The organism is Pseudomonas sp. PDM22 (genome assembly GCF_014851965.1).
Classification (GTDB): Bacteria; Pseudomonadota; Gammaproteobacteria; order Pseudomonadales; family Pseudomonadaceae; genus Pseudomonas.
Map to the genome: position 1 here is coordinate 155,099 of NZ_JACVAR010000009.1, position 22,106 is coordinate 177,204.

9 protein-coding genes are annotated in these 22,106 nt (G+C 67.2%); 2 read left to right on the forward strand and 7 right to left on the reverse strand.

Annotated elements, in window-relative coordinates; translation table 11 throughout:
* Positions 1 to 6: 6 nt before the first annotated feature.
* Positions 7 to 2,304 carry a 5-methyltetrahydropteroyltriglutamate--homocysteine S-methyltransferase gene (gene metE, locus IB255_RS27035; protein WP_081516976.1) on the reverse strand — a complete coding sequence of 766 codons (2,298 nt, stop codon included), beginning with the start codon at positions 2,302 to 2,304 and terminating at the stop codon, positions 7 to 9.
* Between the two features lie 428 nt (positions 2,305 to 2,732).
* Complete coding sequence (locus IB255_RS27040; RefSeq protein WP_168190479.1) at positions 2,733 to 3,527, reverse strand: AraC family transcriptional regulator; 795 nt, start codon at positions 3,525 to 3,527, stop codon at positions 2,733 to 2,735.
* A gap of 85 nt (positions 3,528 to 3,612) precedes the next feature.
* Between IB255_RS27040 and panB the strand changes: the two genes are divergently transcribed.
* Complete coding sequence (gene panB / locus IB255_RS27045; protein ID WP_081516977.1) at positions 3,613 to 4,437, forward strand: 3-methyl-2-oxobutanoate hydroxymethyltransferase; 825 nt, start codon at positions 3,613 to 3,615, stop codon at positions 4,435 to 4,437.
* Positions 4,438 to 4,534: 97 nt separating this feature from the next.
* Here panB and IB255_RS27050 read toward each other — a convergent pair whose 3' ends face one another.
* From IB255_RS27050 to IB255_RS27070, 5 genes are read right to left on the reverse strand one after another with little or no spacing between them, the layout of a single operon-like run.
* Positions 4,535 to 6,634 (reverse strand): HlyD family efflux transporter periplasmic adaptor subunit, encoded by a 2,100-nt coding sequence (locus tag IB255_RS27050; RefSeq protein WP_192211104.1) that lies wholly within the window; start codon positions 6,632 to 6,634, stop codon positions 4,535 to 4,537.
* Positions 6,635 to 6,640: 6 nt separating this feature from the next.
* Positions 6,641 to 7,981 carry an efflux RND transporter periplasmic adaptor subunit gene (locus IB255_RS27055; RefSeq protein ID WP_081516979.1) on the reverse strand — a complete coding sequence of 447 codons (1,341 nt, stop codon included), beginning with the start codon at positions 7,979 to 7,981 and terminating at the stop codon, positions 6,641 to 6,643.
* Entirely contained in the window at positions 7,974 to 8,750 is a 777-nt protein-coding gene (locus tag IB255_RS27060; RefSeq protein ID WP_081516980.1) for an efflux RND transporter periplasmic adaptor subunit, read from the reverse strand. The genes IB255_RS27055 and IB255_RS27060 overlap by 8 nt, the downstream gene beginning before the upstream one ends.
* Positions 8,737 to 10,326: a TolC family protein gene (locus IB255_RS27065; RefSeq protein ID WP_081516981.1), complete on the reverse strand. Its 1,590-nt coding sequence runs from the start codon at positions 10,324 to 10,326 to the stop codon at positions 8,737 to 8,739. The genes IB255_RS27060 and IB255_RS27065 overlap by 14 nt, the downstream gene beginning before the upstream one ends.
* Before the next feature lie 38 nt (positions 10,327 to 10,364).
* Entirely contained in the window at positions 10,365 to 20,933 is a 10,569-nt protein-coding gene (locus tag IB255_RS27070) for a VCBS domain-containing protein (protein ID WP_081516982.1), read from the reverse strand.
* Positions 20,934 to 21,316: 383 nt separating this feature from the next.
* Between IB255_RS27070 and IB255_RS27075 the strand changes: the two genes are divergently transcribed.
* Positions 21,317 to 22,105, forward strand: coding sequence for an SDR family NAD(P)-dependent oxidoreductase (locus IB255_RS27075; RefSeq protein WP_081516983.1), 789 nt, complete (start codon positions 21,317 to 21,319; stop codon positions 22,103 to 22,105).
* Position 22,106: the final 1 nt, after the last annotated feature.

Genomic DNA, 22,106 nt, shown 5'->3' on the forward strand with positions numbered 1-22,106 from the left:
GCCCTCTCAGCCCAGCAGCGCCACGTCCTTGCGCAGTTCGCGGGCGGCCGCGACCATGTTCACCAGCGCCGCTTCCGTTTCCGGCCAGGCACGGGTCTTCAGGCCACAGTCGGGGTTGACCCACAGGCGCTCGGCGGGAATGCGCTGCGCGGCCTTGCGCAGCAGCTTGACCATCTCGTCCTTGCCCGGCACACGCGGCGAATGGATGTCGTAGACGCCCGGACCGATCTCGTTGGGGTACTCGAACTTCTCGAAGGCTTCCAGCAGCTCCATGTCCGAGCGCGAGGTCTCGATGGTGATCACGTCGGCGTCCATGGCGGCGATGGATTCGATCACGTCGTTGAACTCGCTGTAGCACATGTGGGTGTGGATCTGCGTTTCGTCGCGCACGCCGGAGGCACACAGGCGGAAGGCTTCGGTGGCCCAGTCCAGGTAGCGGCCCCAGTCGTTGCGGCGCAGCGGCAGGCCCTCGCGGAAGGCGGCTTCGTCGATCTGCACGATCCTGATACCGGCGCGCTCCAGGTCGACGACCTCGTCGCGGATCGCCAGGGCCAGCTGGCGCGCCTGGGTTTCGCGGGAGACGTCCTCGCGCGGGAAGGACCACATCAGCATGGTCACCGGGCCGGTCAGCATGCCCTTCATCACCTTGCTGGTGAGGCTCTGCGCGTAGCGGATCCACTCCACGGTCATTGCCTTCGGCCGGTTCAGGTCGCCGAAGATCACCGCCGGCTTCACGCAGCGCGAACCGTAGCTCTGCACCCAGCCGAAGCGGGTGAAGAGGTAGCCATCGAGCTGCTCGGCGAAGTACTCGACCATGTCGTTGCGCTCGGCCTCGCCGTGCACCAGTACGTCCAGCCCGAGGTTTTCCTGGATCTCGACGGCATGGCGGATTTCGCTGTGCATGGCCTCGGTGTAGTCGGCGACGCTGAGCCTTCCTTGCTTGAAGGCCTGGCGCGCCAGGCGGATGGCCGAGGTCTGCGGGAAGGAACCGATGGTGGTGGTGGGGAAGTCCGGCAGGTTGAGGCCGGCGCGCTGCTTGACGATGCGCTGGGCAAAGGGCGACTGGCGCTGGCTGTCGGCGGCTTTCACCGCTGCGAGGCGGGCCTTCACCTCCGGTTTGTGGATGCGCGGCGAGGCGGCGCGACTGGTCTGCACGGTGCGGCTCTGCGCTAGCGCGGCGATGACTTGCGGAGCCTCGGGTTGATTGATGGCGCGGGCGAGCAGGGCGACTTCGGCGCACTTCTGCACGGCGAAGGCCAGCCAGCTCTTCAGTTCGGCATCCAGCTGGTCTTCGCGCTCCAGGTCCACCGGGCTGTGCAGCAGCGAGCAGGACGGTGCGACCCACAGACGCTCGCCCACCCGCTCATGGGCGTGGCGCAGCACTTCCAGGCTTTTCTCCAGGTCGCAGCGCCAGACGTTGCGGCCGTTGACCACGCCGAGGGAAAGAATCTTGTAGGCCGGCAGGCGGTCGAGGATGGTCGGGAACTGTTCCGGCGCGCGCACCAGGTCGAGGTGCAGGCCGTCCACCGGCAGGCCGGCGGCCAGTCCCAGGTTGTCGTCCAGGCCGCCGAAGTAGGTGGCCACCAGCTTCTTCAGCGGCTCGCTCTGCAGCAGGTTGTAGGTGCGCTCGAAGGCGTTCTTCCAGTCCTGCGGCAGGTCGAGGGCGAGGATCGGTTCGTCGATCTGCACCCACTCCACGCCTTGCGCGGCCAGGCGGCGGAAAATCTGGCCGTAGAGCGGCAGCAGGCGCTCCACGAGGTCGAGCTTGTCGAAGTCGGCCCCTTTGGTCTTGCCCAGCCAGAGATAGGTCAGTGGGCCGATTACCACCGGTTTCACCTGATGGCCGAGGGCGTGGGCTTCCTCCACTTCCTCGAACAGCTGCTCCCAGCTCAGTTCGAACTGCTGGTCAGCGCTGAATTCGGGGACGAGGTAGTGGTAGTTGGTGTCGAACCACTTGGTCATCTCTTGGGCATGCGCGCCGCAGCACCCCATACTGACGCCTCGCGCCATGGCGAACAGGGTCTGCAGGGTCGGCTTGGCTTCGCCATGGCCACGGAAGCGCTCGGGGATCACGCCGAAGGTCAGCGAGTGGGTCAGCACCTGGTCGTACCAGGCGAAGTCGCCCACCGGCAGCAATTCGATGCCGGCGTTCTTCTGCACCTGCCAGTGGGCGGCACGCAGTTCGCGGCCGATGGCGCGCAGGCCGGTTTCGTCCAGCTCGCCCTTCCAGAAGGCTTCCTGGGCTTTCTTCAGCTCGCGGTCGCGGCCGATGCGGGGAAAGCCGAGGTTGTGTGCCAGCGCCATGTGAATCTCTCCATTGAATCAACGATGGGGAAATTCTCCCGGCGCAGCCTTCATGAGACAAACTCAATGTTCTTGTGATGAACATAAGTAATCCTCATGTTGATGTGGCTCCCTGTAGGAGCGGGCCATGCCCGCGACCGCGGACAAAGTCCGCGGCAGTCGCCGCCTCGATCCCTCCGGCCGAGACATGGCAGCCCCGCGTCAGCGGGCTTCGTCCGCGATATTTCGGCACCCGCTCAGAGCGTAGGGCGCATAACGCGCCAGCGTTATCCGCCGCAAGGCCATCGGCGGATAACCCGTTCCGGGTTATGCGCCCTACGTTCCTGGCAGTCCCGTGTCAGCGGACCTTGTCCGTGATACATCGGCGCACGCTCTGTCGCAGGCATGGCCAGCTCCTACAGGTGGGGGCCGGCGTTGCCCTGGTGTGGCTACCCGCCAGCCCGCATCTGCCGCGCCAAAGCTCCAGGCGAGGTGTGGAGCTGGCGCTGGAACAGCTCGATGAACGCCGAGGTGGATTCATAGCCCAACTCGCCGGCAATGAGTGTCACCGACTCGCCGCGTTCCAGCCTCGGCAGGGCCGCCAGCAGGCGTACCCGCTCGCGCCATTCGCGGAACGACAGCCCGGTCTCGTCGCGGAACAGCCGCGCCAGCGTGCGCCTTGAAGCGCCGACGCGCTGCGCCCAGTCCTCGATGCCCAGGCGCTCGCCGGGGTGCTCCTGCAAGTGATCGGTGACGCGCCGCAGGCGGGCATCACGCGGCAGCGGCAGGGCCAGGCCGGAGTCCGGCGCGTTGTGCAGTTCGTCCACCAGCACCTGCATGAGTCGCGCTTCCGGGCCCTCGTCGGGGTAGTCGCGGGAGAATTCGCTGGCGCGCTGGATGAGGTTGTCCAGCAGTGGTGAGATTTCCAGCACGCGGCACGGGCCCAGGCCGACGGCCAGTTCCGGGGCCAGGTAGAAGCTGCGGTGGACCACCAGCGTGCGCGCCCGCGCGCTGTGGCGAACGCCCGCCGGCAGCCACATCGCCCGGCGCGGTGGAATCACGCAGGCGTACTGCTCGGTCGTCGCCTCGAGCACGCCGCTGGCGGCGTACATCAGTTGCCCCCAGGGGTGGGAGTGGGGCTCCACCTCGTGGCCGGCGGGCATGTCGAAGGCGCGCAGCCACACGGGGCGGGGCAGCGACGTGAAGCCGGGGAGTGCCAAAGCATCCTGTCCCGCTGGCGGCATAGCTTGTCTCACTGTCGGAAGTGGGTCATGGAGGGCCGATGGTAGCGTCTTCCCCGGCCAATATCAGCCATCCGTGGAGAGCACCATGAGCAGCCATCGCCTGCAACAACGCCTGTCGATCCTGGACATCCGCCAACGCCGCGAGCCCGGCAGTCTGGTCGTGCTGACCGCCTACTCGGCGCCCATGGCGCGGCTGCTCGACCCGCACGTCGATGTGCTGCTGGTAGGGGACTCGCTGGGCATGGTGCTCTACGGTATGCCGCACACCCTGGCCGTCAGCCTCGACATGATGATTGCCCACGGCGCCGCCGTGGTCCGGGGCTCGCAACGGGCCTGCGTGGTGGTGGACATGCCCTTCGCCAGCTACCAGGCCTCGCCGCAGCAGGCGTTCCTCGCCGCCGCGCGGGTGCTCGCCGAGAGTGGCGCGCAGGCGGTGAAGCTGGAAGGGGGCGCGGAGATGGCCGAGACCATCGCCTTCCTGGTCGAGCGGGGCATTCCGGTGATGGCGCATATCGGCCTGATGCCGCAGAAGGTCAACGCCCTCGGCGGCTTCAAGGTGCAGGGCAAGGAGGAAGTCGGTGTTGCGCAGGTACTGCGCGACGCGGATGCCATCGCAGCCGCCGGGGCGTTCAGCGTGGTGCTCGAGGGAGTGCTGGAGCCAGTGGCGCGGCAGGTCTGCGAGCGGCTGGAGATCCCCGTGATCGGCATCGGCGCTTCACCTGCCTGTGCCGGGCAGGTGCTGGTGACCGAGGACATGCTGGGGCTGTCCGGCGAGCAGATTCCGCGCTTCGCGCAGCAGTACGTGCGGGTGGACGAACTGATCGGCGCGGCGGCCGAACGTTTTGCCAGCGAGGTGCGCGAGCGCCAGTTCCCGCAGGCTCGGCATTGTTTCGGCATGGCGAAGGAGTGAGCCCGGCGCGGGGCCGCAAGCAGGGGCATCAAGCTGCAGGAGCGGGCCATGCCCGCGATTGCGCGCGTGGCGCGCTCCTATCAGGGAAACTCCGGCGCTAGAACCCACTCTCGCGCAATGCCACCGCCAGCAGGCGGGTGAAACCCTCGCCCAGCCAACTGCGCCGGGCGCCCTCGATCTGCAGATGGCCACGGGTTTCGTGAAGGCCCGGGGGCGGCTCGTCGAGCTTTACCAGCACATGGAACAGCGCCGGGTTGGGCACCAGTGCCTCGCCCTGCGGATTGACGTTCAGCGGGCCGCCGTAGCGCGAGGCGAGCATCGGATGTTCCAGCTGGCTGATGCGCGTGGTGCCGATCAGCACCACCTGGCCTTCGATGGGACGTGGCACGCCTTCGGGGTAGAAGCGCACATGGCCGCCGTCGGTGAGGCGCTGCACTTCGTCCTGTTTGACGTAGGCGTCCACCAGCCAGTGCTGCGGGTCCACCAGTACGCCGATGGGCTCGCGGGTGTTGATCCACTGGCCGGGCTTCCAGTCCGGGTTGACGTCCATCCAGCGTCCGCTGAAGGGAGCCTGCAGGTTGAGACGGGCCATCTCGTTGCGGGCGGCGCGGGCCTGCTGGTACTCCACGCCCAGGCGCTGGCGGGTGACGGCTTCCTCGGAGAGACCGGACGGGTCGGCCAGCATGCCCGCCAACCGCCCCTGAAAGCCGCGGATGCTCGCCTCGCTGCCGGCCACCTTGGCGGCGATGTCGGGCTCTTCCATCACCGCCAGGGTTTCACCCTTGCCGACTTCGCCGCCGGGGCGCAGGTCGCGCAGCAGCGCGGGGAATGGCGCGTAGACGTGCAACTGCTGCGCCGCACGCGCTACGCCCATGGCGTGGACCTGGGTGCGCCAGGGGATGGCGAGCAGCAGAGCGATGGCGCCGATCAGCGCGAGGAACACCAGCTTGCGCCGCGGCTTCACTTCCGCACGGCGCTGCCACCAGACCTTGAGTTCGCGCCACACGGGCTGAACGATGAACCAGCTGATTTCCACGGCGAACAGGAAGATCCCCAGCAGTTTGAAGAAGAAGTAGTAGACCGCCACGGCGATGCCGAGGAACAGCAGCAGGCGGTAGACCCAGGTACCGAAGGCAAAGGCCACCAGCAGGCGGCGCTTGCCGGTGGGGAAGTGCTCCGGCCAGGGCTCGTCCAGCCCCAGCAGGTTGCGCCGCAGCGTGGTGCGCGCCAGGGCGCCGGCGCGTTCGTGCAGGTTGGGAAAGTCCAGCAGGTCGGAGAAGATGAAGTAGCCATCGAAACGCATGAAGGGGCTGGCGTTCAGGGCCAGCGACAGCGCCCAGCTGGTGGTCGCCAGGTACAGCAACCCGTTGCGGAAAGGACCAGGGTCGGCCAGTGCCCAGCCCAGCGTCGACAGCCCGGCCAGGCCCAGTTCGGTGATGATCCCGGCGCTGGCAATCGCCAGGCGCTGGCGGTTGCTGCGCAGCTTCCAGCTCTCGCCGGTGTCGGTGTAGAGCATCGGCCACATCACCACGAAGGCGATGCCCATGTGCGCGACCTTCAGCCCCAGCCGCGTGGCCACCAGCGCATGCCCCAGCTCGTGCAGCGTCTTCGCCACCACCAGCGCAGCGGCGAAGCTGAGCAGGCCCTCGAAGGAGAAGGACTCCACCACGTCGTGGGTGAAGGTGTCCCACTGGTGCGCCACCAGCACGATGCCGGCGAGGCTGAGCATTAGCACCAGCATCGCTACGTAGCGGTTGAACAGCCAGTCGAGGCTGCCGGCGATGGCGCGCAGGAAGCGCTGCGGGCGCAGCAGCGGGATACGGAAGAACAGGTAGTGGTGCAGCCACCAGTTCCAGGTGGTCCATTGCTTGCCTTCGCTGCGCGCGGCCAGCCGCGCCAGCGCCTCGGGGCCGGGGCGCAGCAGCTGGTGGTGTTCGAGGAACTGGCGGAAGCCCAGCACCTGCTCGGCGTCGGGCTTGAGCGCGGTCTGCTCGGCGATCTGCTCGCTGATCTGCCGGGGCGTCTGTTCCCAGCGCAGCAGGCATTCGAACTCCAGCCAGCCGATGCGGTAGAAGCGGTTGAGCACGCTGTCCTGGATTACCCACACCGGCTCGCCGTCCGGGCCGGGCGCGGCTTCGTCCAGGCGCAGGTCGTCGCGTAGCGGCGGGGTGGGCAGGTCCTCGGCGGCGATGTCCATCGCGCGTTACCAGCCGGTCCAGGCGCGCAGGGAGGCCAGCGGCCGGCGCAGCAGGTAGTAACCGAGCACCACGCGCTCGCCGTAGAGCTTGGCGGTGCCGTGCAGGCCCAGGCGCGCGTGGGGCGGGGCGTCCTGCACGCTGGCCAGCAGGCGGTAGGAGGCCACGCCCTCATCGCTGGGCTTGGCCTGGTAGCTGGTGTCGAGGATTTCCCCGTGCAGCGGCTCGAGCGGGTAGGCGGTGAGGAACAGCGCCACGGGTGCCCCCGGCTCCAGCGCGATGGCATCCGCCACCGGCAGCTGGATGCGCATGCCCGGTGCCTTCGGATCGGCGATCTGCAGGATGCGTTCGCCGGTCACCACCGGCTTGCCCAGCCAGTCGTTGGGGTCGCTGTACACGGCCACGCCGGCGCGCGGCGCGAGTACGCGGGTGCGCGCCAGTTGCGCCTGCACGGCGGCCAGTTCGGCGCGGCGCTGGCGGGAGCGGCCGTCGAGCACCGAGAGTTCGCTCTTGCTCTGCGGGTTGTCGAAGGCGCGCTGGCTGGCGGCCATGAGTTCGGCGTCGGCCACGGCAACTTCCTTGGCCAGCACGTCGGCGCGGCTGCGCAGGGTGGTTTCGTCCAGCTCGAAGAGCGGCGTGCCGACCTCGACGCTCTGGTTCGGCCGCACCAGCATCCGGACTATCACGCCGTCGATGGGCGAGCTGATCACCTGGGCGTTGCGCGAGACGACCTCCGCCGGCGCCAGGGCGGTCTGCCGCACCGGGATCAGCAGCAGAGCGGCCAGGGCGATCACCCCGACCAGCACCTGACGCTTGCTCGGCCGCCAGAAGCGCAGGCGGGTACGCGGGCCGAACGCGGCCCAGGCGTGCGCCCAGGTCTGCCAGATGCCTTGCAGCAGCGGCTGCAGGTTGCGCGCTGGCGGCTCGTCGAGCAGGAACAGCACCAGCCCCAGGCGCTTGCCGGCGCGGTCGTGCAGCGGCACGCACCAGAGCCCGGCCGGCCACCATTCGCTCCAGCCTTCGGCGATGTCGGCGGGCGGTTCGAGGGCGTCGCGGGCCAGCCAGGTGGGGGTGGCGTCAGGTGTTTGCGCGGCGACCCAGCGGCTGGCGCGCTCCAGCCAGACCAGATAGGGCGAGTCTTCCGTGGGCTTGGCCAGGCCGGACACCGCCAGCAGCTCGTTGCGCGACTCATGGCAGGCGAACACCAGCGCCTGGTGGAAGCGCAGCAGCGGGAACAGGTCGTTGGCGATGCTGAAGGCCAGGGCGCCGAGGGAGTCTGCCGTCAGCGCCTTGTCGCGTACATTGGCCAGGCTCAGCAGCAGCTGGGGTGGCGGCAGCAGCTCACTCATGGCTTTCGGGGAAGCGCGCGACCCCGCTCATGCCGGCGATCAGTTCCGGGTAGCTGGCGTCCAGCTTCGCTTCCAGCTCCACGGTCTGCGCCACGGCGTCGACCCGCGCGTTGATCACGCTGACCTTGGCCGGGTAGTGCTTGCCGGTTTCGTGGATGTCCACTTCCAGCGGCATGTCCGGGCGCAGGCTGGGCAGCATGGATGAGGGCACGTTGAGGCGGACCTTCAGCGCGCCGTCGCTGACCAGGTCGAACAGCGGCGTGCCGGCGGTCACCGTCTGGTAGGGCTTGACGTAGACCTTGGCGATGCGCCCGGAGAAGGGCGCATCGACCAGGCAGTAACCGGCCTGGGCGCGGGCCAGGGTGAGGGCGCCGTCGGCCTTCTGTACCTCGGTGTTGGCCATGGCGACTTCGAGGTCGCCCACCGCGTCGAGCTTGCGCAGGTTCTGCTTGGCGGCGAGGTTGGAGCGCGCCATGTTCAGTTCGGCGGCCGCGACCTTGGCGCGGGCGTTGACTTCCACGCAGTTGAGCTGGGCCAGTTCGGTGTCCTTGGCGACCTTGTCGCCCAGGCTGGCCTTGAGCGCGCCGAGGGTGCCGTTCATCTGCGCGGAGAGGGTGGTTTCCAGGTTGGATACCAGCAGCACGCGGATGGCGCCGGGGTCCTGGTTGTCGGGCAATGGGGGCAGGCCGCTGGTGGCATCATCGGCCAGCGCCGGCTGGAGCAACATCAGGCACAACGGGAGGAGCAGGTACGGCTTACTGCGCGGCATTGGCGATTTCCTTCTGCCCTGCGGATGCTTGCCCAGCGGTCGGTTGAACGGTTGATTTCATGGTCGTGGCGTCGCTGCTGGCGAGCAGGTTGGTGCTGGTCTGCTGCTCCAGCGTGCGCTGGATTTCCCGCGCCAGGGTCTTCACGTCGTGGTTCTCGATTTCCCTGGGCATCACCTCGAAGCCCACCGAGTTGTACAGCCGGCCCCACGCGGCCTGGGCGTCGGAGTAGGCGGCTTCGCGCTGGTAGCGCGAGAGCAGGAAGCGCCCCTCGGCGCGGATCAGCTCCAGCTCGCTGCCCAGGGCGGCGCCACGGGCGGACTGGGCGTAGCTGAGCAGGCTCTGGTCGACGCGCAGGCTCTCGTCGGCGAATTCCACTTCCTGCTTCGCCAGCTGGTAGCGCAGCAGGCCGACGCGGACCTGGGTGAGGATGGCCATCGACAGCGCAGTACGGCGCATGTCGTCGGTCTTTTCCTGGCTGGCCTCGGCGGCCTTGATGTCCGGGTACTGCGCCAGGCGCAGCAGGTTCATCGAGACGTTGATGCCGGTCTGGTTCCAGTCGTTGTTGTACAGGTACTTGTTGGAGTCGTACTCGTAGCCGTAGTTGAAGCTCACGTTGGGCCACAGCTGGGCCTTGGCGATCTTCAGGTCGTTCATGTCGACGCGCTTGCGGTACCACTCCTCCATGATTTCCGGGCGGCGCTCCAGTGACAGGCGTTCGAGTTGCTCGACGTTGTTGGTCACCAGTGGCAGCGGCTGTTCGCCGACGTCGGCCAGGACCATTTTGGTGTTCGGCGGCAGCGACATCAGTGCGGCCAGTTCGGCGCGGGCGAACTCCAGGTCCTGGCGGCGCACGGTGAGCATGTACACCGAGTCGAGCAGGGCGCGCTGGTAGGCGAGGATGTCCTGGCGCGGCAGCAGGCCCTTGCCCTCGGCCTCGCGGGCGGAGGTCAGCGCGCGGTGGGTGCGCATCAGCAGGCCGTCCACTTCCGGCAGCAGGCGCTGGGCGCCCAGCGCGCGCCAGTAGGCGTTGCGCACGTCCTGCAGGACGTTCTGCGCGACCTTCTCGCGGCGCTCTTCGGCCATCAGCATCTGGTCGTTCTTCTGCTGGGTGCGGTAGTAGGCGACGCCGAAGTCCAGAAGGCTCCAGGACAGGCCCAGGCTGTAGAGCTGGCGGTAACGCTCTTCCGAGGTGGACGGACGCAGGCTGACCTGGCGGTCCTCGATGCCGATGGAGGTGCCGCCCGAATCGTTGTTGCGCCCGGCGTAGCCGGCGGAGGCGACCACCCGCGGCAGCATCTCGTGGCTGGTGACATCGCGCAGGTCGGAGGCCAGCGCGCTTTCCAGCAGTTTCAGGCGGTAGTCGAGGTTGTATTTCAGGGCGCGCGCCGAGGCTTCGTAGAAGGTGATCGGCCCGCTGACCGGCTCCTGCTCCTTGTACATCCGCGCCTGGTCGTCGATCACCCGCTGGCGCATTTCCTCCTCGGTGTAGGGCTTGGGCTCGAACGCCGAGCAGGCGCTGAGGAAGAGGCTGACGGTGATGGTGGCGCTCAGGCATTTCAGTGCGTAGGCAGGCATAGTCTGTCCTTGATCGATCCTAAAAAGTCGCGAGTTCCTCATTGGCCGCTCCGGCGCTGGGCGGCCTCGCGCAGCTGGGCGCGGAAGCCCTGGGTGTTCTGCGCCTTGTCAGCCTTGCCGACCATGTCGGCGGGGAAGGGTGCCCACAGCGACGGGTCGGGCAGCAGCCCGTCGGCGCTGAGGCTGATCACGCCGTGGCGGCCGTCCACCCAGTTCTTGTCCAGCGTTGCCGCGCGGCGGCTTTCGGCCACGGCGCGGGCGACGAACTGGCCCTTGACCTGGCCCAGCTGCGCGCCCAGCGACGGGCTCTCGATTTCCGGCGTGGCGAAGATGTCGATGTTGCTGCCGTCGGCGCCCCAGTTGGAGAGCGACAGGCGATCGTCGATGCGCTCGACCACCGGCTGCACGAAGATCGCCGGGTCCACGTCCGGGAGGCGGTCACGCGGGTAGCCGTCGTCGCCGAATCGGTCGAAATGCGGGCCCGGCGGGATGTACGGCGTGGCGATGTCCAGGGTAATGGTCAGCACGGCATCGTCGGTGGCGCCGGCCAGGTCGCTGATGGTGTAGGTGAAGTAGTCCTTGAGCACCTGCCCGAGCCCTGCCGCCGCCAGCACTTCGCGGTTGGTCAGGTCGATGGTGTAGGTGTAGCTGCCGTCCGCGTTGAGGACGAGCGTGCCGTAGCGCCCGGCAATCGGCTGGCCGATCACACCAGCAGTACCGCTGCCGGTTTCCTGGCCGGTACGGATACCGGTGACGGTCAGCGAGTCGCCGCCATCCACGTCGCTGTCGTTGGGCAGCACGTTGCCGGTGGCCTGCGGTGCCGGCGTCTGGTCGGTGGCGCTGTTGCTGTCGTCGCGCGCCACCGGATTGTCGTTGGCACCCTGGATGACCACGGTCAGGCGCGCGTCGGAGGTAGCGCCGGCGGTGTCGCGCATGCGGTAGGTGAAGACTTCCTGCAGCTTCTCGTTGGCGCTGCGCATGGCCTGCACAGTGGGGTTGTCGTTGTCGACGCGGTACTCGTAGCTGCCGTCGGCGTTGATCGTCAGTTTGCCGTAGAGACCTTGCAGCACGTTGCCGGCATTGGTCGTGGTGCCGTTCTGGTTGGTGAAGTTCACCACCGCCTTGGTTTCGCCGTACTGCACGCCATCGACGTCGGTGTCGTTGTCGAGCACGTTGCCGCGTGGGTCGACACCGGGGGTGCCGTTGTTGACGCCGCCGGCTTCCACGGCCAGGGCGTTGTCGTCGCTGGCAATCGGCGTGTCGTTGCGTCCGTCGATGGTGATGGTCAGCAGGCCTGGGGTGGCGCCGCCCCAGATGTCCGCGCCCAGGTAGGTGAACTTGTCCTGCAGGGTCTGGCCGCTGGCGCGCAAGGCTTCGACCTCCGGCAGGGAGTTGTCCAGCTCGTAGCTCCAGCTGCCGTCGTCGTTGAGCGTCAGGGTGCCGTACTGGCCGCGCAGGCTCTGGCCGGGAACGCTGGCATCGGGCGGAAGGGGACCGTCGCCGGCCCAGTACGAGACGACGTGCATCACATCCTGCGGGATGGTGGTGATGGTGTCCGGGTCGGTGTCGTTGTCCAGCACGTTGCCCGATGGGTTGCTACCCGGCACGTTGTTGTGCAGGCCGCCGTCTTCGACCGCCGTGCCGAAGTCCGGCACGGTGTCCGGTGGCTGGTTCTGCCCACGGACCAGGATGATCAGCGTGGCCTGGTCGTTGAGGCCGCCATCGTCGGTGACCTGGTAGGTGAAGGATTCCAGGGCGAACGCCAGCGGGCCGAGGGCGATGATGTCCGCGTTGGTGTTGTCGACGAAGTACTGGTAACTGCCGTCGGCATTGATCACCAGGGTGCCGAACGCGCCGACGATGGTCTGCGGGCTGCCGGGTGTCACCACCACGGTGCCCACCTGCGCACCCTCCGGGCCGACCGCGATGGTGGTGACGCGCATGTGATCGCCGGCATCGACATCGGTGTCGGCACCGATGCCGGCGAAGATCCCGGTCAGGCCGGTGATCACGTTGCCGGTGGGGTTGCGCCCGCCGCTGCCGTCGAGGTTGGCCACGGCGTAGTTGATGTCGTCGTTGGCCACCGGGGCGTCGTAGCGGCCTTCGATGGTGATGGTCAGCTGGGCAATGGAAGTGGCGCCAGCGGTGTCGTGCATGCGGTAGGTGAAGGCTTCGGTCAGCGAGTCGCCATTCTTCAGCGCCTGCACGGCGGCCAGGCTGTCGTTGACGGTGTAGGTATAGGTGCCGTTGGCGTTGAGGGTCAGGGTGCCGTAGGTCCCTGCGATCACGCCGCCGCTGGCGGTCAGGTCGATCAGCGTGCCGCCGGCGCCTTTGGTGCCAGTGCGCACAGCGTCGACCACATGGGTTTCTCCGTAAGCCGCGCCGTCCACATCCAGATCGTTGGGCAGCACATTGCCGGTGGCGGGCGCGCCGGGCGTGGTGTTCAGCGTGCCGCCGGCCTCGATGGCGGCCCCCGTGTCGTCTGCAGCGATGGGGGTATCGTTCTGCCCGTGAATGATGACAGTGAAGGTGCGGGTGACAGTCTTGCCGTTCCCGTCGCTGACGCTGTAGGTGAAGACTTCGCTGAGTGTGTCGTTGTAGGTACGCAGCGACTGCACCGCCGGGTCGAGGTTGTTGACCACGAAACGGTAGCTGCCGTCGGCGTTGAGCAGCAGCACGCCGTAGTTGCCCGCCAGGTCCGCCCCCACGTTGCCGCTGACGCCGTTGGGGTTGACCACGGCGGTGATGGTCAGGACATCGCCGTCGGGATCGACATAGGAGCCCCGGATACTGCCGGTCGGGTCCAGGCCCACGACGTTGTTGAGCAGACCGCCGGCCTCGGTGGCGTGGATCACCACGGGTTGCACGACGGGCGGGTCGTTGACCCCGGTCACGGTGATGACCAGCTGCGCCTGGTCGGTCAGTCCGCCGGTATCGTGGATGCGATAGGTGAAGATCACATCCAGGCTCTGGTTGGCGGTGAGCGCGAGAATGGCAGGGTCGGCACTATTGACCACGAAGGTGTAGGTGCCATCGTCGCTCAGGCTGAGCTGGCCGAAGTTGCCGCTGATGAGGGTGCCGTTGGCCAGCCGGGCGACCGTGCCGGTGATGTTGGTGGTGACGCCGCTGGCGACGCCGGTCAGAGTCCCGCCGGCGGTCTCAAGGCCGGAGCGAACGCCATCGACCTTGAGCTTGTCGGCGTTGGGCTGGTCGACAGTGTCGACGTCGGTGTCGGTGCCCACCCCGGCGTTACCGGTGATCACGTTGCCGCTGGCGTTGACCGGTGGCGGGGTGCCGTCGCTGGCGCCAGCGGTGGCGGTGCCATGGTCGTCCACCGCCACCGGGGCGTCGTTGGCGCCCTGGATGGTGATGGTGAGGGTGGCGATGGCGCTCAGGCCGCCCTTGTCGGTGACCTGGTAGGTGAACTGCTCGGAGAGCAGGGGATCGTTGGGAGTCAGGGCCTGGACCACGGGATTGCTGTTGTCCACCACGTAGCGATAAGTGCCATCGGCGTTGATCGTCAGGGTGCCGTAGAGGCCTGCAACAGTGGTCGGCGAGCCGGGGGCGACCGGCAGGATAGCGCCGCCGCCGGTGCCGTCGAAGCGCACCAGGCTGACGGCCTTGGTCTCGCCATAGACCGTGGCGTCCACATCGCTGTCGTTGGTCAGCACGTTGCCGGTGGCATCGCTGCCGGCGGTGCCGTTATTGGTGCCGCCGGCCTCGATGGCGGCGCCGGTGTCGTTCAGCGCCACGGGGGTATCGTTGGCGCCGTGGATGTCGATGGTCAGGGAGGTGGAGCTGGAAAGGCCGCCGGTGTCGGTGATGAAGTAGCCGAACGACTCGCGCAGCACGTCGCCCGCGGTGCGCAGCGCCTGGACTTCGGCATTGCTGTTGTCGACCACGTACTGGAAGCCACCGGTCGCGGTGATGTAGAGCGTGCCGTAGCGGCCGGCGAGGCTGACGACACCGGCAGCGGGCACCACCACGAAGCCGCCGGTGGAGTTCTCCAGGCGGGTGACCTTGAGGATGTCGCCGTTGGTGGCGATGTCCACGTCGGTGTCGTTGTCCAGCACGTTGCCCGTGGGGTCGACGCCGACCGTGGCGTTGTTCGAACCGCCGGCTTCGATGGCGATCGCAATGTCGGGACGGGCGATGGGCGCGTCGTTCACCGGGTCGATAATGATGTTCAGGGTGTCGGTGTCTTTCAGGGCGTCGTCGGGGTTTTCGCCGGGGATGCCGTCGCCGTCCGCGTCACCGAAGTTACCCTGGTCGTTGGTGACCATGGTGAGGGTTTCGGCATTGCGGGCGGTGTTGAAGTCCTGATCGCCCTTGTAATAAATCTGGCTGAGCAACACGTTGATCTGCTGCAGGGTGCCGGTGAGCACCAGGGTGCGGCCGGCGCCGGTCGGGGGGGCATCGTTGGCGCCGGGCGTCGTTGCGCTCTGCCAGAGCACGCCGTGCACCACGCTGAGGGTGACGGTCATGACGCCGGCGGTATTGCCGGCGTTGACGTCCACGTCGCTGGTGGCGAGGCCGACGATGTGCAGCACGGTATCTTCCTGGCCATGCTGGTCGGCGACGGTGTTGATCGGCGCTTCGTTGATATGCACGTAGCCGGCATCGGCGATGCCGATGGCGCCTTCGGCCAGGTTCAGGTTGATGTTGCCCAGGCCGACGGTGGAGGTCCCGCTGTCGGAGTCGACGCGCACGTGGAAGCGGTTGTTGCTCGCCTGGGCGAAGTTCTGCGCCACCGCCACCAGGTAATTGCCCGAGGGCAGGATGGCGAACTGGTAGGTGCCATCGGCGGCGGTCACCGTGCTGAAGGTGCGGTCGTCGGCGTTGCCGAACACGCCGTCGTCGCCGGCCCAGGTCAGGGTCACGTCGATGCCGCCCAGGCCAGGGCCGTCGGGCGTCGTGCTGGTGGTGGCGGACTTGGTGTCATCCCACAGGGTGCCTTTCACCACGCCCATGCCGGCGCCGTCGCTGAGGATGTAGTTGTTCAGCCCGCCCGCGCCGTCCTGGCCAGTGCGCTCGCCATCGGCGCCGCCGGCGGTCAGTGGCAGCGAGCCGCCCCAGCCGGCGTTCTCGAAACTGGTGGGCAGGCTGGTCCAGGTCAGCACCGCGGAGCTGGTGACGTCGTCGGGAACGATGGTGTTGGGCAGGGTGACGCTGTAGATCACCTGCACCTTGTCGTTGACGTTCAACTGGTCGAAGTTGAGCACCACTTGGCCGCCCACCACGCTGGCGGTGACGCCCGCTGGCAGGTTGCCGGTGGTGTAGCTGGTGCCGTTGATGACGATGCTCTGGATCGCGTAGTCGCTGCCGTTGGGGAACTGGTCGCGCAGCACGACGTTGTAGGCCGGTACTTCGCCGTTCTGGGTGAAACTGACCGAGACTGTCGCGTTGGTGGTGCCGGCGACGCTGCCGGCGGCGATGTCGATCACCGACTTGTCCATGCCGGTGAAGCTGGGTTCCACCACGTGCTCGAAGATCGTGGCGCTGTGGCCGCGGTCGACCCCGCCGCCGGTGCCGACGTGTTCGAACACATTCATGCTCAGCTGCGCACCGCTAATGTTTGAGGCGATGTTGGCGACGCGCACGTTGAACTCCAGGATCACCCCTTCGATATCGCCGTCGTTGATCTCGTTGTTGGTCAGGTTGCCCAGGTTGAAGGTGATGGTCCGACCATCAGGGGAAATCTGCAGGCGCCCGCTGTTGATATTGAAGATGCCGGTGGGCTTGTCGCCGGACAGGTCGGGATGGATCGGCAGCGATACGTCACTGTTCTGGTTGCCGACCATGCCCAGGGTGCCGCCGCTGATCAGGTCGGTGGCGTCGGTGGTGAGGCCGCCAATGGCGCTGGAACCCAGGGCGATAAGGATGTTGTTGAGGTCGGCGGGGATGAACTCCAGCCCGGGAGCCAACTCGATGCGGATCTGGTAATTGGGGTTTACGCCGGTGGGCACCACGATCGCCACGCGGTAGCGGACGATCTCGCCGACCACCACGGTTTCTTCCAGCCCAGCGGTATCGGTGGCGCCCGAGGAGTTGGTCGCCGGCGGCGTGGCGTCGAGGCCGCCGACGCGCGAGACCTGGATGCCGTTGGTGACGGGAATGAGCAGCGTGTTGATCTGCCGGTAGTCGTTGAGCACCCCGGAGTTGAGCAGTCCGTCGTCGCCGCCGCGCTCGCCGGCACCCGTGTCGGTGGCGTTGCCCAGGCCGTCCAGGCTGGTCCAGCGCACCACGACGTTGTTCGTGATGACTGCCTGGCCGGCTGCCGAGGCGTTCACCACGCCCGAGAGGGAAATGACGATGCTGCCGCCATTGGCGATATCGATGTTGGCGCCGCTGGCGGTGACCAGCTGGCCGTTCTGGATGATGAAGTCCACGCCGCCGTTGTTGGTGGCGCCGTTGTAGACCTTGCCGGTGATCACGATGTTGTCCATCTGCGTGGGCAGTATGTTCAGCAGGCTGAGATCGAAGGCATTGGTGCCGGAAGTGTTGCTGATGGTGATGGTGTAGGTGACCGTGTCGCCTTCGTCGAAGCCGCCGTAGGTGGGGGTGGCCGTGACCTGCTGGCTCACCGTCAGGGTCGGCTCGACGATGGTCACCGAGGGCTGCTGCGGGCTGGCGACGGTGCGGTCCACTGCCGTGGCGCCGTTGGGGGTATCGCCGTCGGGGTCGCTGTAGGTCAGCTGCGCGCCGTTGTTCAGGGTGACGCCCTGCTGGTTGCCCTGCACGTTGCTCGCCACCAGCACCAGGCGGATGACGAAGGCGTTGTTGCCGATGTTGTTGTCGGCCGTGGAGCCGGCGGCACTGAACAGCAGGTTCAGGTCGCCGCCATCGCTGCCGTCGCCGCTGAAGGTGAGGACGTTGACAGAGCCGGCGAAGGCCTGGGTGAGTGCGCCGCTGAACGGATCGATGCCGTTGTTCACGGCGTTGTAGATGATCTGGTAGCCCGCCCCGCTGAAGGCCGTGAGGTCCAGGCGCAGCCCCGGCGGAATCAGGTCGGAAAGACGCAGGTTGGCGGTACTGCCTTCGGGCAGGGTGACCACGATGTCGTAGGTCATCTTCTCGCCGATCACCAGGTTGCTGCCGCTGGTGTGGCCGGCGCTGGAGTCGTCGTCGGTGAGGCTGCCGTTCTGGTAGGTCTTGCTGATGGTCGGCGCGGCCACCTGCTGGTTGGCGACCTCGACGATGTCCACCGGGGTGAAGTCCTGGCCGCCCTCGACGCTGGCGTAGTTGGTCAGCGCCGCGCTGCTTTGCAGGGTGCTGGAGGCGAGGATGGCGTTGCTCACCGTGACGTCGTAGGTGATCACCACGACGTTGGCGCCGGAGAGGTCGTTGGCCGTGCCGGCGCGGCCGGCGAGCAGGGTGCCCTGGTTGTTGGGGTCGAGGAAGGTGATGCTGTTGCCGCTGATGCTGTAGTCGACGCCCTGCACCAGCAGGCTGCCGTCGCCGCGATGGATCTGCAGGTTGGCGGTGGACAGGCTGCCGCCGACGAACGCCAGGCCTGCCGGCAGGGTGATGCTGGTGGACACGTCGAAGGCGTTGCCGCCGCCGCTGTTCTTGATCGCCGTGGCCAGGCGCAGGGTGTCGGCGCCGTCGATGCCGCTGACGTTGCCATCCACCGCCGCCAGGCTGGTCACGCTGCCGCTGAAGGGCGTGCCGGTGGTGCCCGGCTGGGCCCAGGTGCCGGTGGTGCCGGTGACCGTGCCATGGGTGGTGGAGACCACGCCGTGCTTGATGTCCAGCACCGGTTCGGCGACCGATTCGATGACCGCGACATCCGAGGAAATCAGCGGCGTCTTGTCGATGGTGGTGGTCTGGCTGGACTGCGCCAGCACGTCGAGTTCGCGCTGGTCGGCATAGGGCTGGTCGCCGACCACCATGGTGAAGCGCACCTGCACGGTACCGCCGTTGAGGCCGCCGGAAACGTAGTTGCCGAAGTCGAAGATGATCGAGTTGCCCGCCCCGGTGGTGACGCTGTCGGGCACGTCGAGGATGCTGTTGCCGGCGCCGAAGCTCCACTGGCCGACACCGTTGCCAATGCTCCAGTTGATGCCCGCCGCGTTGAGCAGCGGTAGCGGCAGGTAGGCGGTGAGCTTGAAGTTCTCGTAGTCCGCCACCAGCAGGTCGTAGGTGATGGTGAAGGTGACCACGTCGCCGGGACGCAACTCGCCGTTGGCAGGCGGGTTGCCGCCGTTCACCTGGGTCAGGGTGATATCGATGTTGGAGGTGTCGATGGTGCTGGTGGTGCCGGAGCCGTCGGTCTGCTCGCCGCCAATGTTCAGCGAGTCGCGCAGCACAGTGGCATCCACCGTTGCATTGTTGCTGACGCTGTCGCCCTCGTTGAGCTGGTCGTGGGGCGGGTGGTCGGAGGTGTAGGTGGTGTCGATGGTCGCGTCGTAGACGATGGACATCCGCGTGGCGCCTTCCTGCACATCGTCATCCCAGAGGTCGCCGAACAGCGCATAGAGGCCGGGCCCCTGGACGGCGGCAGCGATGGATGCGCCGATATCGAAAACCAGCGTGGTGCTGCCGTCGGCGTTCACCGTGGCGGTGTAGATCACCGGGATGACCTGCGATGCGCCGTGTTGCTGGATGACGATGCTCGGCGCATTGGCGGCGGAGAAGGTCTGGCCGTCGCTGAGCTGGTCGGTGACGGTGAAGGTGCCCTGGCCGAGGATGTTCTTGCCGAAGGCATAGAAGTCGGAGATGGCCACATCCATCGTGTAGCGCAGGGTATCGCCGGGGGTAATGCCGGGGGTGCCGACGTCGGTCTGCAGGTTCACCGTCTTGAGCAGGGTGATCGATTTGGCGACGAAGGTGATACCTGCGCCGTCGCCGGTCACGGTGAAGGGATAACCGTCCGGATCGGTGGGGCGGTCGCGCGGGTCCAGCGGGTTCCAGTCGCCATTCACCGTGGCGGTGCCGAAGGTGATGGTGCGCGGGTTGCCCGTGGCAGGGTCGAGCACCGGCCGCCCGGCCGCGTCGATCTCCGGTACGTAGAAGCCGACCGTGGTGGTGCTGGCCGCGCTCAGGGTGTCGTAGTGAATGGTGTAGCTGGCGACGAAGGCATTGGGGTTGTTGAGCGCCGCGGCGATCAGTGTCGGGTTGGTCAGTACGGTGCCGTCGTGCAGGGTGATCGAGGTCAGGGTGCCGCCGGCGCCGGGGGTGATGGAGCTGACGTGAACCTGGTCGGGCACCGTCTGGGTAACCGTCACGTTGGTCAGGGTCTGGCCGGGGGCCGGGGTCACGGTCACCGTTTCGGTGCGGGTGAAGTTCGGCCCGGTGACCGTCTCGCCCTCGGGCATGTTCACCGTCTGGGTCACCGACAGCAGCGTCGGGGTGACCACGAAACTGTGCAGCGCCGCTTCCACCAGGGTCGGGTCCTGCGCCGGGTTGTTCAGTGAATCGTTGCCGTACTCGAAGCCGCCGCGGGCATTGATGGTGAGATTGGGCGCGCCGTCGGAATAGCTGGTGTCGGCCAGGTTGCTCAGCTGCGCGGTGACCTGGATGCCGATGGCCGGCTGGCCGCTGGTCACGCTGGCGTAGGGCAGCTGCAGCACCACCATCTGGTCGCCGGCCTTCATGCCGACGCTGGCAGCGTTGATCACCAGGGCATTGCCGTTGGCGTCCTTGGCCAGCGGGTGGGTGGCATTGCCGTTGGCGTCGAAGGTGATCACATAGCTGGTCACCGCCTGGCCCAGGTAGGTGGCGGAAACGAAAGTGGCGCCGTCATTGCCGTCGCGGCCGGTGGCCGGCATGAACAGGTCGATGTAGGGCGCGAAGCCGACCTGGGTGGATGGGTTGCTGAAGTTGACGTCGAAGGTGAAGGTATCGCCCAGGCGCACCGCCGCGCCGCCGCTGCCCATGGCCACGGTGGGGCTGGCGTCGGCCAGCAGGCCCTGGAAGCTCACCAGGGTGTCGGCGCTCAGTGCGATGGACTTGTCCACGTCGCCCGCGCGCACTTCCAGGTTCCAGTCGCCGCCGGCGCTGGTGGAGCCGGTGGCATTGCTGGAGGCGCCGACGTCCGCGCCGGTCCAGCGCGCCAGTTCGTTGACCAGCGCCTGACCGGCGCTGCCTGCGCCGACGTCGCAGCCATAGAGCTGGATGTCCGCACCGGTATTGAGCTCGCCGCGCCAGGCGCTCAGGCGATCGCCGAGCTGGTCGACGCTCTGGCTGGTGAAGGTCTGGTTGCCCAGGGTGAACTGGCCGGTGGCGCCGTGGGAGAAAATCTGGATCGAGTCGACCTTGCCCAGTTGCGTCAGCGCGTTGCTGATGGCCGCGATGGCGTCCTGGCCTGCGTCCACTACCAGCGCGGTGGTGCCCACCGGCAGGCTGGCGGCGAGCTGGTCGCGGTTTTCCAGGCGGGCATCGATCACCACCAGGTTGCGCGGCGCCGCCTGTGCGGGGGCGGCTGCCTGGGCGCGAGCCTCGACGGCAGTGGCCGGCTTGGCCGTGTCCTTCGCCTCGGCGGCGGTGCTGTCGTGATGCTGTTGATCGACGGCCGCAGCGGCTGCGCCGTCGAACAGGATGCGTTGTTCCAGCGCCAGGGCGTGGGCAACTGGCTGGAAGAGCTTCGAGCGATATTTGGCCTGCATTTCCCTAATTCCGGCTGGTAAATCCCCAGAGAAAAGCAGTCCTACGCATATCTGCTTACGGAATTGACGCTAGTCGCGATTGGAATTTTCGCCAGCAGAACAGGGACATAACCGACACGTTGGCACTGAAAATGTCGCGGAAATGTAACAGCGACACTACAAAGAGATGGCGAAAGGCCCGTCAGACAAGGCGTCCGGGCAGAAGTCGGGCGAATTGCCCGAACTAGAGCGAGTGTGGGATTGCTGAAGGCTGATGGGTGCCAGCGTTTGAGGGTGTCGTACTGGAGCAACTGGCAGCCGGTGGAAACCAGCGCCTATTCTCTTTCCTTCCTTCGCTCCCCGGTTCACTGCCGGGTCCTGTCTTTCCCACCGTTGGAGGCACCATGAACCTGCACCTGTCAGACAAGCTCGCCCTGGTCAGCGGTTCGACCAAGGGCATCGGTTTCGCCATCGCCCAGGGCCTGGCCCGCGAAGGGGCGCGGGTAATCCTCAATGGTCGCAGCCAGGCGTCGGTGGATGATGCGTTGGCGCGCATCCGCGACGGGCAGGCCGATGCCAGGGTCGAAGGCTTCGCCGGTGACCTGTCCGACCCGCAACAGATTGCCGCGCTGGTGGAGCGCTACCCGGCGGTGGACGTGCTGGTGAACAACCTCGGCATCTTCGACCCCAAACCCTTCGAGGAGATTGCCGACGAGGAGTGGCTGCGCTTCCTCGACGTCAACCTGCTGTCCGGTGTGCGCCTGTCCCGTGCCTACCTGCCGGGCATGAAGCAGAAGAACTGGGGGCGGGTGGTGTTCATCAGCAGCGAGAGCGGCATCCAGATTCCCCTGGAGATGATCCACTACGGCGTCACCAAGACTGCCCAGCTCGGCCTGTCCCGCGGGCTGGCCGAATACTGCGCGGGCACCGGGGTGACGGTGAACGCCGTGCTGCCGGGGCCTACCGCGTCCGAGGGCGTGGGTGATTTCGTCGACAAGCTTTCCGGTGGGCAGCCGTTCGAGCAATTCGAGGCGGAGTTCTTCCGCACCGCGCGGCCAGGCTCGCTGCTGCAGCGCTTCGCCCGCCCCGAGGAGATCGCCAACCTGGTGCTTTATGTCTGCTCGGAGCTGTCTTCGGCCACCAACGGCGCAGCGCTGCGGGTGGATGGCGGGCTGGTGCGCACGGCGTTCTGAG